The 16,042-nt window shown below is 71.4% G+C and carries 8 protein-coding genes; 6 read left to right on the top strand and 2 right to left on the bottom strand.

Annotated features, from left to right (window positions below; all coding sequences use genetic code 11):
• Positions 1-39: 39 nt before the first annotated feature.
• Positions 40-4,431: an FtsK/SpoIIIE domain-containing protein gene (locus tag B9Y95_RS15420; protein ID WP_085513128.1), complete on the bottom strand. Its 4,392-nt coding sequence runs from the start codon at positions 4,429-4,431 to the stop codon at positions 40-42.
• A gap of 35 nt (positions 4,432-4,466) precedes the next feature.
• Entirely contained in the window at positions 4,467-5,564 is a 1,098-nt protein-coding gene (locus B9Y95_RS15415) for an Ig-like domain-containing protein (protein WP_085513126.1), read from the bottom strand.
• Between the two features lie 78 nt (positions 5,565-5,642).
• On the opposite strand from B9Y95_RS15415, the gene B9Y95_RS15410 reads away from it, so the two are divergent.
• From B9Y95_RS15410 to B9Y95_RS15385, 6 genes are all read left to right on the top strand, one after another.
• Complete coding sequence (locus B9Y95_RS15410; RefSeq protein ID WP_143736514.1) at positions 5,643-6,674, top strand: hypothetical protein; 1,032 nt, start codon at positions 5,643-5,645, stop codon at positions 6,672-6,674.
• Positions 6,674-7,459 carry a hypothetical protein gene (locus B9Y95_RS15405; RefSeq protein WP_085513121.1) on the top strand — a complete coding sequence of 262 codons (786 nt, stop codon included), beginning with the start codon at positions 6,674-6,676 and terminating at the stop codon, positions 7,457-7,459. The genes B9Y95_RS15410 and B9Y95_RS15405 overlap by 1 nt, the downstream gene beginning before the upstream one ends.
• Positions 7,460-7,572: 113 nt before the next feature.
• On the top strand, positions 7,573-7,863 hold the full coding sequence (locus tag B9Y95_RS15400; protein WP_159453429.1) for a WXG100 family type VII secretion target: 291 nt from the start codon (positions 7,573-7,575) through the stop codon (positions 7,861-7,863).
• Positions 7,864-7,969: 106 nt separating this feature from the next.
• Complete coding sequence (locus tag B9Y95_RS15395; protein WP_085513117.1) at positions 7,970-8,746, top strand: hypothetical protein; 777 nt, start codon at positions 7,970-7,972, stop codon at positions 8,744-8,746.
• Entirely contained in the window at positions 8,736-10,142 is a 1,407-nt protein-coding gene (locus B9Y95_RS15390; RefSeq protein WP_143736512.1) for a serine/threonine-protein kinase, read from the top strand. Before B9Y95_RS15395 ends, B9Y95_RS15390 begins: the two co-directional genes overlap by 11 nt.
• Positions 10,139-15,967: an Ig-like domain-containing protein gene (locus tag B9Y95_RS15385; RefSeq protein WP_085513113.1), complete on the top strand. Its 5,829-nt coding sequence runs from the start codon at positions 10,139-10,141 to the stop codon at positions 15,965-15,967. Before B9Y95_RS15390 ends, B9Y95_RS15385 begins: the two co-directional genes overlap by 4 nt.
• The last annotated feature ends 75 nt before the right edge of the window (positions 15,968-16,042 follow it).

Here is a 16,042-nt window from a genome sequence, read left to right as displayed (position 1 = left end):
AATTTGGTATTTCAGTCGACTATAGCGTGTCGGGACGCATCACAGAGCAGGCAGCGGAGCCTGAACCCAGCTGAACTCCCCGTCGCTGTAGAGGACGCCCCGCCCGCTCGGCGCTCGACCCAGGAACTCCCTCGGGATCGCCGTCCCGAAGGCATTGGTGCCGTGCGTCTGGTTCTGCGGGGACAGGATGAGCCCCACCTTGCCGAGTCGTGCTTCCTGCACGAGCGACTTGTACACGCCGAGTTCGTCCGCGAGCGCGACGACGATGCACGACAGGATCTCCAGATTCCCCAGGAGGGCCTGTTCGAGGGTCGTCCCGGACAGGAGTTCGACGTCATCGATGAGTACACAGATCGACCGAAGACCCTGTGCCTGCGCTTGTTCCTTCGCAGGTCTGAAGACTGCGACGAACTGCTCGCGGTCGAGATCGGCGGAGGTGACGAGCGGCAGGTGCAAGCGGCTCGCAGTCAGGCGTGCCGGTGAATCGCGCAACGCGACGACGATCGTCGGACGGTCGAGGGCGTACAACTGCTCAGCGATCATGGCGAGGGCGCTTGATCGTCCAGAGCGCCGTTCTCCCGCGATGAGGATGCCGCTGTCCGGCTTCGCCCGTCGTTGCGACAGTTCATCGCCGCCGACGCCCAGGAGTACGTCGTGGGGCTCGGCTGAATCAGCCAAGGGGAGGCGTGAGGCCTCGCGCACGCTGATGGCGTCGGGCAGCTCGTCCACCCGGAACGGTTTGGCCGGCCCACGGGCGGGTGTGGGCCCGCGGTCAGCCGTTGACTGACCGAATGTGGATGCCTGTTCAGCGCTCGATGTGCCGCCAGCCAGGAGGGCGAGTTGTGCCTCACGCAGCGGGGTGTCGAAGAAGGCTCGCCCCGGAGGGATATGAGCGGGGAGCGACGACGTCCGTATCCGGGCAAGCTGGTAGTCGCCTCGGTCCGTGAACGGGAGGGTGATCCGCTGATCGAAATACGCTTGGATCCGGTCGGCGTAGAAGGTTCGATCCGCGGTGATGACGACACGGACCCCGACGGCGGGGCCGTCTCGGAGGAGATCGACGAAGACGTCTCGCAACTCCCGAGCACCGTCGCCGGCGCTCGCGATCAAGCGTTCGTAGCCATCCACGACGACGACGACGAACGGCGGTGCGGTGCCGTCGGACCGGCTGACCATCGAGCGCAGTTCCACCAGGTCTCCGACACCTCGGCCGGCGAGCACACGCTGGCGCATCGCGATCTCGTCGCTCAGGCGGTTCAGGAAGCGCCCGAGACGGCCCGACTCGAGCGGCGTGACCACGGCACCGCAGTGGGGGAGGTCGGCCATCGGGGCGAGGGCGCCGTTGCCGTAGTCGATCGCGTGGAGGTGGAGGTCTTCGGGTGGGAACCGCTCCGCGAGCTGCGCCACCATCGTCCGCAGGATGGACGTGCGACCCGACCGGGCGCCACCGATGAAAGCGAGGTGGGAGTCCGTGACGACGCTCCATTCGAGGGTCCGCTGCGCCTGCTCGCTCGGGACGTCCTCGAGCCCGAGGACTATGGCTCCCTGCCCATGCGCCGGCGGGATGTCGTCGAGCGTCAGTAGCTCGGGGAGCGGATCGAGCCACGGGGACGGGTTCTTGGTGATGCCGAGGCGGTCGGTCGCCCTGGTGATGACGTCGACGATCGCCCGCAGGTCGGTGTCGTCGTGGTCGACCGGCGTGGTCGGTGCAGCGTTTGCGGGGAACCGCACCGGCGCGCCGAGATCACGCCACCCTCGCCGCAGGACCGCTGGGGGAGCCGCCACCGTGTGCGCGACACCGGGTCGACGTCCGGCGACACGGGCCGTCTGGAATGCGGCGGGTGCCGCTCCGGGACCACGTCGCGCGTACCCGCGACCCGGCGTGCTGGCGGCGATCGACGCGGCTTCCGGCGAGCCGAGGATGTCCGTCGAATCCGCCTTGTCCGTCACGCGCAAGGCGACGCGGAGGTTGGTGTTCGACTGCATCTCCGGCGTGATCGCGCCGGACGGACGTTGCGTCGCAAGGATCAGGTGGACCCCGAGCGACCGGCCGACCCGCGCGATGCGGACGAGCCCGGAGACGAAGTCCGGTAGCTCCGACTTGAGTTCGGCGAACTCGTCGATCACCAGGACGAGGCGGGCGAGCCCCCGAGCCGCAGCGGCCTCAGGATCCTTCTCCCAGGCGGTGTCGGCGTCCTTCGCCCCGAGGTCGACGAGGACGCGCTCGCGCCGTTTGAGCTCCGCATCGAGCGACTCGAGAGCCCGCTCCGTCTCGCGCCCGTCGAGGTTCGTGACGAGGCCGACCGTGTGCGGCAGCCGTTCGCAGTCGGCGAACGCGGAACCGCCCTTGTAGTCGACGAGCACGAAGGTGAGGGCGTCGGGCCGGTTGGCGAGGGCGAGCGAGACGACGAGGGTCTGCAGGAACTCCGACTTGCCGGCACCCGTCGTCCCGGCGACGAGACCGTGCGGGCCGTCGGCGGCGAGGTCGAGGGCGAACGCCCCGTCCTGCCCTGCGCCGACGACGCCTCGGGTCTCGCGAGGTCGATAGAGCCACGAGGTGATGATCGCCTCCGGGTCGTCCAGATCGAGTGACACCAGGTCGACGAAGCGCACACTCCGCGGCAGCATCGTGTCGTCGCCGGCACCACCGACGTGCACGACGGGAGCCAGGGCCCGCGCGATCGTCTCCGCCTGTCGTGCGGTCGTGACGTCGAAGAGGATCCGGATCGCCCGCGCGCTCGTGGACTCGACGGATCCCATCGTCGGATCGAGCGGATCGACGAGGACTTCGGTCGCGGACTCCTCGGGGAGCCTCGCCCGGTCCTCCTCGAGCGCGATGACGAAGATCCCGACGCCCGGCCCGTGCTCGAGGAGCGAGACCATGCCGGGGAGCGTGCGCCACGCCCTGGCCTCGTCGATCACGACGACGACGTGGGCGTCGAAGGCGGTCCGGCTGCTGGTCGACCGGGCAGCCCGCCGCGACTCGAGCACCGCCGTCAGTTCCCGGATGCGCGTGAGCCGGGAGTCGTCGGTGTTGCCGACGAGCTTCAGGGCTGCCTGACCACCGTCGGCGTGGGGGAGCCATCGGAACCACGACCAGTCGGCGGCCGCCTCCTCGCCGCAGAGGAGGACGAGACGGAGGTCCCGCGGGGATCGGGTGACGGCGAGCGCGGTCACCATCGAACGGGCGATGCCGAGCGCGACCTTCCTCGAGCCGGCAATGCCGACGACGCCGGCCGTGAGGTCGACGCTCATCGGGACCGGTGAGACACCGATCGTGATCGGTTCGCCGTCCGCCCGTGCGCGGCGGCCCTCGTAGCGGACGTCGAGGTCCATCTCGCCCACGCCGACCCGGACGAGCGCGGCGTCGTCGTCTCCGAGCCGCCGCTCCCAGAGCCGGGCCGTCGGGGTGGTCGCGACGTCCGCGATCGACACCGGATCGAGGTTCGTGCGCCAGGACCGGATCCGCTGCGTCCGGCGGATGCGCTCGATCGTCTCGCCGGTCTCGGTGACCTCCGCCGCCCACGTCTCGAGCGTGCGCCGGCCGGTCCGTTTCGCGAGTTTCCGACTCGTCAGGTAGGACGCGACCACCATCAGCGGCGAGGCGGCGGCCATGAGCAACATGAACGGCCGGCCGAATGCGAGGGCGCTGCCCACACCGATGACGACCGGGACGAGCGCCGAGAGCCAGGGGAGCGGTGCGCGATCCGACGAGGTCGGTCGTTCGCCGGGGAGCTTGACGGTGGGTTGCTGCGCGGGCGGGCGGATCCGAGCGGCCCGGTTGAACGCCGTGGTCCCCAGCGCGTCCGGCATCGTGTCGGCATCGGACCGAGGTTGTCGCCCGAGCCGGACGATGCTCGCGCCGATCTGCACGAGGTCGTCGGCACCGAGCTCGGTGGTCTCGGCGATCGGCGCCCCGTTGACGAGGGTCCGACCGTGTTCGCTGCGTGGCTCGATCGTCACGGGCGGGATCGACGTCGACGCCGACTCCCGCCGAGGGTCGGCGGCGTCCGGGAGGCTGCCGGCGCGGGGGACCTGGATGGTCGCGTGCTGGTCGTCGACCGCGGGGTCGAGGAGGCGCAGGTGCGCGCCGACCGCTTGCCCGACCGAGATCGACACGCCCGCGGGCAGTGCGACCGTCTCACCGGCGAACGGGCCGGCGACGAACTCCAACCGCAGGGTGCCGACGGGCAGTCGCTCGCCCACGACGCGCGGGAGCACCGCCCCGTTGCGGACGTCGGTGGTCGCGAGTTCGTGCTCGGGATCGACGTCGGGGGCGATGACCTCCGGCGCGAGGTCGAGTGCCGCGGCGACCTCGCCGACCGTGACCTGCTCGTCGACCTCCAGGAGGACGTCGTCCTGCCCGCTCGGCGCCGGGTGGTCGGCACCCGGACGTCGGTTCGTCGAGGGGATCGTCAGGGAGAGGCGCATGGTTGGTCCGATTCTGCGTGCGGTGGATCGCCGGATCAGGACCGAGGAACGGTGATCCTGGTGAGGGCCTGGCGGAGGTGGTCGAGGACGCCGACGACGTCCGCGGACGGGTCGGCTCGCGGTGGGGTGAAGGGAGCGGTCATCTCGCCGGCCTCCGGCAGGTCGACGACGGTCGTCGGGTCCATGCCGATCCCGACGACGACCGAGCCGACGGCCTGGTCGCCGGTCGAGCTCGTCACGAGGTGGTAGGCGAACTCGTCGACCCCGATGAAACCGGGATCCGGGGTGTACACGAAGCTGCCGTCGGGTGAGCAGCGCACCGTCCCGTTCGCCGCCTCGCTGCAGCTGTCGAGCTCGGTCTCGACCTCGGGCTCCTGGATGTCGTCGCGGAGGGCGTTGCCGTGCGCCTCCTCGTCCGGGCCGACGGCCACGGCGTTCGGCGTGATGGACGGCGCGTGGCTCCGCCCGGCCACCACCGAGACCGGGATGCGCGCCCGGGCGGTCTCCTGGCCGGTCGGGTCGCGGACGCGGAAGGAGAGCGTCGCCGTGCCGGTGAAGTCGGGTGACGGTGCGAAGACGAGCCCGAGCCCGGAGAACGTCGCACGACCGGCTGCAGGGGGGTCGACGTGCGCGGCGAAGTAGGTCGGTCCCGTGTCCGTGCAGGCTGCGCACGAGGCTGCGAGCTCGATGAACGGGATCGTCACCGGGGTCCCCTGGGCGAGCGGGAATCCGTACGGGGTGCTCGCAGGCCCGTCGAGGCGCGGGAAGCCGAGCGTCACCTCGTAGCTCAGGACGTGGTCGGACCCGTCCACCGCGAAGGCGACGTCGACGGTCTGCGCCGCCGAGTCGGCGACGTAGCCGGTGGCGGTGAACCGGATGCGCTGACCGGTGCAGCTCAGGTGGACGAGGTTCGGCGGTGCCCCGACGGGGCACTCGGTTACCTCCCAATCGGCGGGGATGGTGCGATCCGCCGTGCCGAGGTAGGGGATCTCGACCGCGAGCTGCGACGGCATCTCGGGGGTTGCAGCAGCGGGGAGCGGGGCGAGGGACCCCCACGCGGCCGTCGCGATCGCCGCGCCGATCAGCGTGCGCCGGAGCCGGCGTTCACCACCACGGCGGCAGATATTCCACATTTCACTTACTGTAGTACGCGGCGGCTTCCGCTGCGCCTGCCGTATCGGCGGCGAACGCACCGATCAACAGGAGTCGACGTGACCGAGGAAACCGTCGTTCGAGACCCTCGATGGGACCCGAAACGTCCCGTCCCCCTCGGTGCCGTGGTGCGCGATGGCCGGGTCGAGTCGCCGCGCCCCGGTGGCTCGATGCCTGGGGCCGATCGCCCGTCGGCTGGGGTGGTCGTCCAGTCGCTCGTCGGCCAGGCGACCGGTCCGTCCGTGGAGCCCGTGCGGACCCTGACGCCCGCCGCGCCGGTCCAGCGGGTGGGCGCACCGCCCGCTGCGATTCCGGAGGATGCCGCGTCCGTCGCGACGACCGCTCCTCGGCGTGGTCGACGGGCCGCACCCTCGGAGCCTGCGACGGTTGCACTGCAGCTGGGATCCCGCGAACGCGTGCCGCCGCGACACGGCGTCCATCGCGATGCGCCGGCCGTCGCACCGCCTCCCGCGTCTCGAGCGGTCGTCGAGCCCGTGGTGCTGCCGGAGCCGCCCGCCGAGCGATTGCGTGCCGTGCTGTCCCAGCTGGTCGTCGGCGGCGAGGAGGAAAGGCTCCAGCTCCTCGACCTCGGGTGGGGGAGCCTCGTCGGGGTCAAGGAGTCCCTCGAGCGGGAGCGGGCGGTCCTTCCGGAACTCGAGGAGCCGCCGCAGCCCAAGCCGCTCCGCCGGCAGCCCGCGTTCATCGTCGCGCTGTCGGCCACGGCGGCCGCCCTCGTCACCTTCGTGGCGATCGTGGTGGTCCAGCTGGTGGTCCAGGCGCCCACCCGCGTGGAAGCGGTCCATCTGACCGACCTCGGCGACAACCTCCTCCTGCAGTGGGATGGTCCGGATGTGCCGTACGCCGTCGCCATGACCGGCGGCGACATCGACGGAGCAGTCGATCTCAGCGCCATGATCAAGGGCGGACGTGAGGTGTGGGTGCCGAAGCGCACGGCCGCCGTCAGCACCGACGCCTGTTTCGTGGTGCTCGACCGCGCCGTCTCGGAGCGGGAGCAGCTGGTGTCGGACACCGAGCGGCTCGCCGAGGCGGGCGGGGCGCGGATCTGCGTGAGCGAAGCCGAGCGCGGCTGATGCGGACGAACGGTGTCAGCGGGTTCCGGCGAGGAGCCGTCGCCCTCGTCGTCCTCGCCGCCTCGGTGGGGCTGACGGCGTGCTCCGCCGGTGCCGCATCCGACCCCGCCCCGAAACCGACCGCGTCGGATGCCGCCGACGGCGGTATCGCCGGGCTCGACGCGGACGACGCCGTCGCCCGGGTCCTCGAGGCGACGAGGCGCACGTCGACCGTGCATGTCGTCGGCACCTACGTGGCACCCGGGGTCGAGGGTGAGGGCGGTGCCGAGTCGGGGGACGCTGTGACGCAGCCGGGCAATGAGATGACGATCGACCTCTCCGGTGCGCGTGAGCGGTTCACCGCCGTGCTGACGGTCGACGGCGCCGTCTCCGAGTGGCGCAGGATCGACGGCGAGGTGTTCGTGCACGGCGACCTCGCGGCCGAGGCGTTGCTCGGCCTCCGCGGAGTGTCCACCGGGTTCGTCGGGCTGCGTGCCGACGACGTGCGCATCGTCGACTGGCTCACCCTCCTCGATGTCGAAGCCGTGCTCCAGTCGGTGCTCGATCCGGGACTGGACGACGTCGTCGTCACGGTCGGTGCTGCCGGTGCGGACACTCCCTCGACGATCCAGCTCGCGGTGACCGCTGCGGGGAGCCTCATCGGGACGGTCGTCGTGGACGGGGCGGGGGCCGCACTGCCGCTCTCACTGACCGTCTCGGACGCGGCCGGGAGTGGTGATTTCACCTTCTCCGACTGGGGTGTCACTGCGCCAGTGGAGCGCCCGACCGTCCTCGCGGAACCATGATTCGATCGCAATCAAGAGAAATACCAGAATTGCATATGCGAGTCGGGTCCGCTACGAATGGTCAAGTGGGACGACCGTCCCGTGCATCGAACACGTCAGAAATGAGTCCACCAATGGCGAACATCAAGGTCTCCTCCGAGAACCTCGCGTCGGTCTCCACCCAGCTGTCGAGCGGCGCGAACGAACTGCAGGGTACCCTCTCGCAGCTCCGCGGCCTCGTCGACAGCATGGGCGGCGAATGGGAGGGGGCCGGCTCCACCGCGTTCTCCGAGCTCTACGCCGAGTTCAACACGGCAGGCGCACAGCTCAACGAGTCGCTCGTCGGGATCTCGACGATGCTCGGCAAAGCCGCCGGCTACTACGCGGAGTCCGAGACGAACGTCGCGAACGCGTTCCGTATCTGAACGCTCGCCGTACCCGCAGGCACGGCCCGCGAGGGTGCTCGACCGCCCGGCCTGGGGTGATCCTCGGCCGGGCGGCCGATGCGCCGGGAGATTCCACCAGGGGACCATGAAGGAACACATCACGCACACGCTCGACTGGGTCGACGCCGTGACGTTGGACGTCGTCGGCGATCGCGTCGACCCGCTCGCCTGGTCGATGCACGAACGCGCCGCTGGGATGGTGAGGATCGCAATCGGTTCCCGCCGTTCGTTGCGCATCACGACGCTCACCGGGTCGCGGATCATCGACGGGGCGAGCCTGTCGGCCGCCTCGGTGGACGGTGTGCTCTCCTGCGCTTCCGCTCTCGACGCGGTCGAGGTGCCCTCGCGGTCCGACTCGCCCGAGGAGACCGTGTTCCGTCCGGCATCGTCACAGGAGCCCTGGGCGTGGACCGTCGACCCGGACGAGACCGTCTTCAGTGCGGTCGCAGGCGCAGCTGGCCTGGCCCTCGATGACGATCCTCCCGCGCCGATGCGCGTCACCCTCCACGACCTGCACGGTGCCACGGCGTACGAGGTGCGCGAAACGCTCGTCGTCGGACGAGCTCCGGAACCGCAACCCGGCATCCCTCTGCAGCGGCAGGGACTGATCGTCGTCTCCGCCCCCGGCGGAGCCGTGTCGTCGAGTCACCTCAGCATCACCCCCGGGATCGGACACCTCGTCGTGCGCGACCTCTGGACCACCAACGGAACCACCCTGCGCTCCGGATCCGCTGCACCCTTCCGGATCGGTCGCGGTGAGGAGATCCCCGTCGCGGCGGGTTCGGCTCTGGATCTGGGTGACGACGTCGTCCTCGTCGTCAGTACCGGCGACGAGTCGGCCGGTGCTGCGCATGGTGCGTAGGCTGCCGACGTCCCCTCCACGCATCGCGGGCTGCACGGCGCTCCACCCGCTCGGATCCGGAGGGTTCGCCGACGTCTTCCTCTACCGGCAGAGCATGCCCCAGCGCGACGTGGCGGTGAAGGTCCTGCTACCGGACCTCACCGAGGTCGACGTCCGCGAGCAGTTCCTGGCGGAGACCGCCATCATGGCCGAGCTCTCGGCGCATCCCTCGGTGCTCACCGTCTACGAGGCCGGGATCGCCGACGATGGACGACCGTATCTCATGATGGAGCGCTGCCGGCCGGATCTGGCGGAGCGTTTCCGGACGGCCGCGATCCCCGTCGAGGAGGTGCTCGCGGTCGCGGTGGCGATCGGCGGTGCGCTCGAGACCGCGCATCGGGCCGGCGTGCTGCATCGCGACGTGAAGCCGTCCAACATCCTCACGACCCGCTACGGGCGTCCGGTGCTCGCGGACTTCGGGATAGCCACGACCATGCTCGCGGTCGACCACGGCGATCGCATCGCACACTCGGTGCCGTGGGCGGCTCCCGAGGTCCTGGCGGGGACGACGAGCGGAACGGTGCGGACCGAGGTCTGGTCCTTCGCCGCGACGTTGTACACCCTCCTGAGCGGCCGGACACCGTTCGAGAGTCCGGGATCGGACAACGGCCGAGCAGCCCTGGCCGACCGCATCACCGGACGGGGCAGACCGACGCCCATCGGCCGTCCGGATCTGCCGCAGGACGTCGAGGCGGTGATCCTCCGCGGACTCGCGAAACGTCCCGAGGCACGACCGTCGAGCGTCGTCGAACTCGTCAGAGGCCTGCAACTCGCCGAGCAACGGCTGGGGCTGCGGCCGACGCCACTCGACGTCGAGGAGCGACGCATCGTCGTCCAGCCGACGTCGGTCGTCGAGCGAGCCGGATCGTCGCAGCACGGAGCCACGCGTCGCCGCCGGACCGCGGGCACGACGGGCGGCACCTCCTCGAGCGGGCGGTCCGGGTCCGGTGCTTCTTCGCGCGCCGAGGGGTCGTTCGACGCCACCGTCAGGCGTGACGTCGGCCAGGTGCGCCACGCCGGGGCGTCCGCGCGTGTACGGCTGACGCTCATCGGTGCCGTGGTCGTCGGGGCGCTGGTCGTCTCCGGGGCCGCGGCGGCCCTCTGGAGCACGAGCGCGGCGGTCCCGACAGTGCAGGAGGTGCGCTCCGAGCCGTCCGGCGGTCGCGTGGTCTTCAGTTGGGATGCGTCGGGAGACGAGCGCGACCGATACCTCGTCGAGGTCGACGGCGCCGCGGGGGCGCCGCAACGGGCTCGGTCGGTGGCGGTCGACGCGACTGGTGGGCGGGTCTGCGTCACGGTCACCGTCGTGCGTGACGGGACGTCCGGTGAGCCGAGCGAACCGGCGTGCGCAGGATGAGGGCGACCGGAGGTCGCTCCCGAGCCGAACGCCGGTCGAAGCGTCGCACCCTCGTGACCGCCTGTGCGGCGGTCGCGGTACTCGTCGCGACGCTCGCGGTGGTCTCCGACGGCTTCGACGAACAGCGCGTCGTCCTCGACGGTGCCGCGGTCTGGGTACCGAAGCACGACGCCGGTCTCGTGGGGCTCGCGAGCACCTCCATCGCCCAGGTGTCGACCGCGTTCGACGCCGGGAGCAATCGTCCGGAGCCGCTGCAGGATGCGAACCACCTGGTGCTCCACGACCCGGACGCGAACACGCTCAGCGTCGTCGATCCGGCGCTCGCCAGCATCACGGAGACCGTCCCGCTTCCGGACGGCTCGCCGACGGTGTCAGCGGCAGGTGCGTCGATCGCCATCGTCGACGGCGCGGACGGCGAGGTCTGGATGACGGACTTCGACCACGTGGCCTCCTTCGCCGCCGGACGCGAACCCGATCTCACGTTCGGGGCCCCGATCGTCTTCTCGCTCGGTGCCGGAGGACGGTATGCGGCGTATTCCGTGACGGCCGGTGAACTCACGACGGGTGTCATCGGTTCGGACCAGCGGCAGACGACGAACCCGGCGTTCACCGAGACGCCGGAGGCGCCGCAGGTGTCGCTCGTCGACGGGCATGCGGTCGTCCTCGACCCTGCATCGGGTGAGGTGGCCACGGAGGACGCGATCGTCCCGCTCGCGGCGCTCGTCGACGACCCGGCGACGCTCCGGCTCCCGTCCCCGCAGGCGGAGGGGGACCGGATCCTGCTCGCCCACGCGAACGGTGCGGTCGAGGTCTCCGTCGGCGGTGGCACGGCGCGTGCCCGAGGGGAGACCGGATCAGGGGTCCCGGCCGCCCCCGTCCAGGTGGACGGCTGCGACTTCCTCGCCTGGTCGGACGGTACCGTGCTCCGGGGGTGCGACGGTCGGGCGCCGCAGCGGCTCGACCTGGGCGCGGTCGAGCCCGGCACCGCCCTGACCTTCCTCGTCAACGACCGCACCGTCGTCGCGAACGATCCGGTGCGCGGCACGAGCTGGGCCGTGCAGCGCGACGGCGAGCTCATCGACGACTGGGAAGCCTTCCTCGCCGACGACTCCTCCGTCGTGTCCGAGGAGGATGAACGGGACGTCCCGCCCGACCTCGAGCAACAGCAGGTCGCTCCGGTCGCGGTGCCGGACGTGCTCGGCGCCCGCGCGGGTCGTGCCAACCTCCTCCCCGTGTTGGTCAACGACAACGATGCCAACGGAGACCCGCTGCTCATCGCCGAGGTGACCGACATCCCGGCGGAGCTCGGCCGGCTCGAGATCGTGGAGAACGGACAACGCCTGCAGTTCGTGGCGACGCCTGAAGCCGTCGGCGTGGTCGTGTTCCGGTACACCGTCACCGACGGGCATGGGAGCTCGGCCTCGGCTGACGTCTCGGTGACGATGCGGTCACCGGAGGAGAACGCCCCGCCGGAGCAGGTCCGCCCATCCCGCACAACGGTCTCGTCCGGCGGGGCCGCCCAGGTCCCGACCCTCGCCGACTGGGTCGACCCGGACGCCGACCCGATCTACCTCGCAAACGCGGCCGTCGCCTCGCCCAGTCGGCTCTCCTTCGGGCCGGAGGGGATCCTCGCGCTCACGGCCGAGGAGGCCGCCGGGACCATCGGCACGGTCGCGTTGACGGTGTCGGACGGTTCGGCCTCCGGCGAAGGGACGGTGGCCGTCACCGTCGGCGCCCCGGGAGAGGTGCCGGTGATCGCCGAGTCCTTCACCCTGACCGCCTTCGCCTCCCAGGAGACCCCCTTCGCTCCGCTCGGCGCGGTGCGGGGCGGGACCGGACCGGTGTCGCTGTCCGGGCTGACCGCGATCGACCCGACGGCGCCCCTGCGCCTCTCCGCCGAGTACGGCGCTGGCACGGCGACCGTGACGAGCGACACACCGGGCACGTTCTTCGTGAGCTACTCGGCGACCGACGGCGTCCAGACCGCGACGGCGACGATCCGTCTCGACGTGGCTCCGGCACCCGAGACGAGCACGCCCACCACCACGCCGGTGACCGCGTTCCTCGCCCTGCAGGACACCCGCCTCGTCGACGTGCTCGCTTCCGCCGTCGATCCGGCCGGCGGCGTGTTGAGCATCGTGTCCGTGACGGCTCCTCCGCCGTCGCAGGGGGTACTCGTCGAGACCCTCGAACACGGTGTCCTCCGCGTGACGCTGACCGGGCAGCTGCCGGACGGCCCGGTCGTGGTCGAGTACACGGTCTCCAACGGTCAGGCGACCGCGACCGGGCTGCTCACGGTCGTCGAGGTTCCGGCTCCGGTGAAACTGCAGCCGCCGGTCGCGAACGACGACGCCGCGACCGTCCGGGCGGGGCAGATCGTCGACGTCGCCGTGCTCGCGAACGACGAGCAGCCCGACGGGAAACCGATCCTGCTCGACCAGGACCTGGTGAGCGACGTACCGGAAGACGGTGGGACCGCGTTCGTGTCCGGCGACCTCGTGCGGTACCTCGCACCCGAGGTGCCGGGCACCTATCAGGTGGGCTACCGCATCACCAGCACCGACGGGCAGTGGGCTGCGGCGACCGTCGACTTCACCGTGCGTGAGGTCGACGCAGCGAGCAATCAGGCACCCCTGCCCGAGCCGGTGGTCGCGAGGGTCGGCAGTGGTGGCACGGTCTCCATCCCCATCCCGGTGAACGGTCTGGATCCGGACGGCGACGGCGTCACCCTGCTCGGCCCGCTGCGCGCACCGGGGCTCGGCGCGATCGTCCGGTCGGGGCCGTCGACGCTCCTGTACACCGCCGGCCCCTACGCGGTGGGCACCGAGACGATCGACTACGCCGTGGTCGACGCGCTCGGGGCGATCGGCACCGGCGTCATCCGCGTGGGCATCACACCACGCGACACCGCGGCGGCACCACCGGTGGCGAAGGACGACCTGGTGGTCACCCGCCCGAACACCACCGTGCACGTCTCCGTGCTCGACAACGACTCCGATCCCGACCAGGGCGAGCTCAGGCTGACCGCCGTCGAGACGGGGGACACCGAGCTGACCACGGCCTTCACGAACCGCGAGCTGACGATCGAGGCTCCCACGGCGCAGGGCGGCTCTGCCGTGCTCTACACGATCGCCAACCCGAGGGGCGGCACCAGCAGTGCCTGGGTCTACCTCCAGGTGGCCGAGGACGCTCCGCTGGCCCGGCCTGCTGCGGCCGACGTCGTGCTGTCCCTCCAGGACATCGACGGCTCCGACACCGTCGACGTCGACGTCCTCGCTCGGACGCGCTTCTCAGAGGGTTCCGCTTCGGAGCTGTCCGTCTCCGTGGCCGACGCCGCCGACGCGACCGTCGACCGTTCGGGCACCGTCTCGGTCGTCGTCGGCGAGCGCACCCGGATCCTGCCGTTCACCGTCGCCCGGGCCGATGCACCGGAACTGCGGTCGACGGCGTTCATCACCGTGCCGGGCACCTTGGACGCCCCGCCCGAGCGCCGACGACAAGCCCCGGAGCTCGTCGTCGAGACCGGAGAACGGCTGACCATCCCGCTCGGGGAACAGGTGATCGCGGCGGACGGGCGGACCGCGCGCGTCGTGGACAGCGCAGCGGTCTCCGCGACCGCGGCCGGCCGGTCGGCGCTCGTCGTCGACGACCGGACGCTGCAGTACCAGTCCACGGACGACTACTGGGGACCCGCGTCCCTGACCGTGACCGTCACGGACGCGCCCGTGGGGGAGCGCGGCAACGAGGCGACCATCACCCTGCCGATCACGGTCGTCCCCAAGGAGGGCCAGCCTCCGGCGCTCGACGGCGTCGACATCCGGCTCGAAGCCGGGGGTGAGACACGGATCGATCTCCTGTCACTGACCGATTTCCCGTACCCCGACCGTCGCTCCGATCTCCGGTACAGCGTCGTCGCCGCAGACGAGTCCGTGGCGACGGCGACGGTCTCCGGCGGCTCGATGACCGCACGGGCCGTCGACGGGGCGGCGGTCGGGGCGACCGCATCGCTCGCCGTACAGGTCGCCGACGGCAAACGGCAGGGTCGAGCCGGCGTCATCGCCCTCACGATCGTCCGCTCGACGAGACCGCTGGTCTCACCGCAGAACGATCCCGTCGTCGTGCGGCGCGGCACGTCGACCACGATCGACGTGCTCGTGAACGACGAGCCGACGAACCCGTTCCCCGGGCACCCGCTGTCGGTGGTCGACGTCGACACGGGCGCGGTCCCCGCCGGGGTGTCCGTCCAGCCGAGTGCCGACCGAAGCCGCCTGACGGTCGAGGTCGCACCGACGAGCCCGACGGGCGACGTCACGGTGCCGTACCGGGTGGCGGACGTCACCGGCGACCGCGACCGGTTCCGCACGGGCACCGCCTCGATCCGCATCCAGGACGTCCCAGACGCACCTCCCGGTGCCGCGACGATCGTGTCGCAGGACGACGAGCGGGGATCGGTGACGCTCGCGATCCCGCACGCCTTCCCCAACGCCTCGGAGATATCCGGGTACGTGGTGCGCTCCACCGACGGCACCGTGCAGGTGCAGTGCACGGACCCGGACGCCTGCGTCGTCGCACCCCTCGCTTTCGGGAAGAGCTATGCGTTCGTGGCGAGCGCGGTGAACGAGGTCGGTCGTGGCGCGCCGTCTCCCGCGAGCGCCGCCCTCGTGGTCGACACGACGCCCGCCGCACCCAGGACCGTCACGGTTGCAGGCTCGAACGCGGATGCCGAGGGTCACGCCGTCCGGGTGTCCTGGAGTGCGGTCACCTCCGCGACGGGGACGCCCGTGTCCACCTACGAGGTCACCGCGAGCGGGCCGTCCGGCGTCGTCGCGCAGGCGACGGTCCCCTCGTCGCAGACGGACGTCACCCTCACGGGCGTGGGCATCGTCCCCGGTCAGCCGGTCACCGTGGTGGTCGCCGCGCGCAATCAGACCAATCTCGGGCCGGGTGCGTCCGGCTCCGGCACGGCGGTGGGTCCACCGTCGATCGCCGCCACCCGGGCGACGGTGACCGGCTCCGGAGGGGCCGGCGGTGCGCTCCGCGTCGTCGTCGACTGGGAGGGCGTGTCCGGCGGCGGTGCACCGGTGCGGTTCGCCGTGTCGCCTGCGAACGGCTCGGTCCAGCCGGTGTGCGATGTGGCGTCCTTCTCGTCCAACCTGCCGTCCGGATCCTCCTGGACGGACACCTCGCCGACGGCCGATCGGCAGTACGTCGTGGCGGTGAGCAACGGCCTCTTCTGCCGCCAGTTCGTCACGGGACCGGTCCAGCTGAGGCCGACCCTGACCGGAGGAGCCGCACACCTCGGCGACGCGGCGAGTGGTTCGGTCGACATCGTCGTCGACGGCCTGGCCTCGTCGAGTTCGACCGGCCACCACTTCGAGGTGAGCGTCGTCGCCGCGGGATCCGGCGCCGGGCCCTGGGTCACGAGCGGCGGGGGTGTCGTCTCCGCCGGTGGCGGGTACGGACGAGCCCTCGACGTCTGGGCGCGGTCGTGCGCTGCGGCGTCCGCTGCGACGTGCGGCGATGCGCAGCGGATCGGCTCGAGCCTGACCCCGTTGCGTGTCCGGGCGACGGTCGTCGGTTGCCCGGTGGATGGACGTCCACCGACGGTCACCGCACCCGACAACAACGGTCTCGCATCCGTGGTCGAGCTCAAGTACCTCGCGATCGCGCCGAACGGGTCGCGGAGCGACCTCACGGGATGGTCACCCGTCACCCAGCCGCCACCGGCTGCGCCTCCGGGCTCGGCGGTCGCGGTCGTCACGAGGGTGCAGATCGCCGGCGGGACCTACGAGGCGCCGGGTGACTCGGCGGTCGTGTGCCGGTGACCGCCTCCGGTGTCGCGTCCGCGCCGTCGGATCCCACCCCCACCTGCAGCCCACCCGCATCCCGACGAGGAGATC

Origin of the sequence: Plantibacter flavus (genome assembly GCF_900177615.1) — a bacterium.
GTDB lineage: Bacteria > Actinomycetota > Actinomycetes > Actinomycetales > Microbacteriaceae > Plantibacter > Plantibacter flavus.
The sequence above is the reverse complement of the archived record's forward strand: the minus strand, read 5'-3'. Positions and strand labels throughout refer to the sequence as shown.

Bases quoted from the DNA above. Each gene is read 5' to 3' on its own strand.
- B9Y95_RS15420 (WP_085513128.1), bottom strand. From the start codon at position 4,431: ATGCGCCTCTCCCTGACGATCCCCTCGACGAACCGACGTCCGGGTGCC.
- B9Y95_RS15415 (WP_085513126.1), bottom strand. From the start codon at position 5,564: ATGTGGAATATCTGCCGCCGTGGTGGTGAACGCCGGCTCCGGCGCACG.
- B9Y95_RS15405 (WP_085513121.1), top strand. From the start codon at position 6,674: ATGCGGACGAACGGTGTCAGCGGGTTCCGGCGAGGAGCCGTCGCCCTC.
- B9Y95_RS15400 (WP_159453429.1), top strand. From the start codon at position 7,573: ATGGCGAACATCAAGGTCTCCTCCGAGAACCTCGCGTCGGTCTCCACC.
- B9Y95_RS15395 (WP_085513117.1), top strand. From the start codon at position 7,970: ATGAAGGAACACATCACGCACACGCTCGACTGGGTCGACGCCGTGACG.
- B9Y95_RS15390 (WP_143736512.1), top strand. From the start codon at position 8,736: ATGGTGCGTAGGCTGCCGACGTCCCCTCCACGCATCGCGGGCTGCACG.
- B9Y95_RS15385 (WP_085513113.1), top strand. From the start codon at position 10,139: ATGAGGGCGACCGGAGGTCGCTCCCGAGCCGAACGCCGGTCGAAGCGT.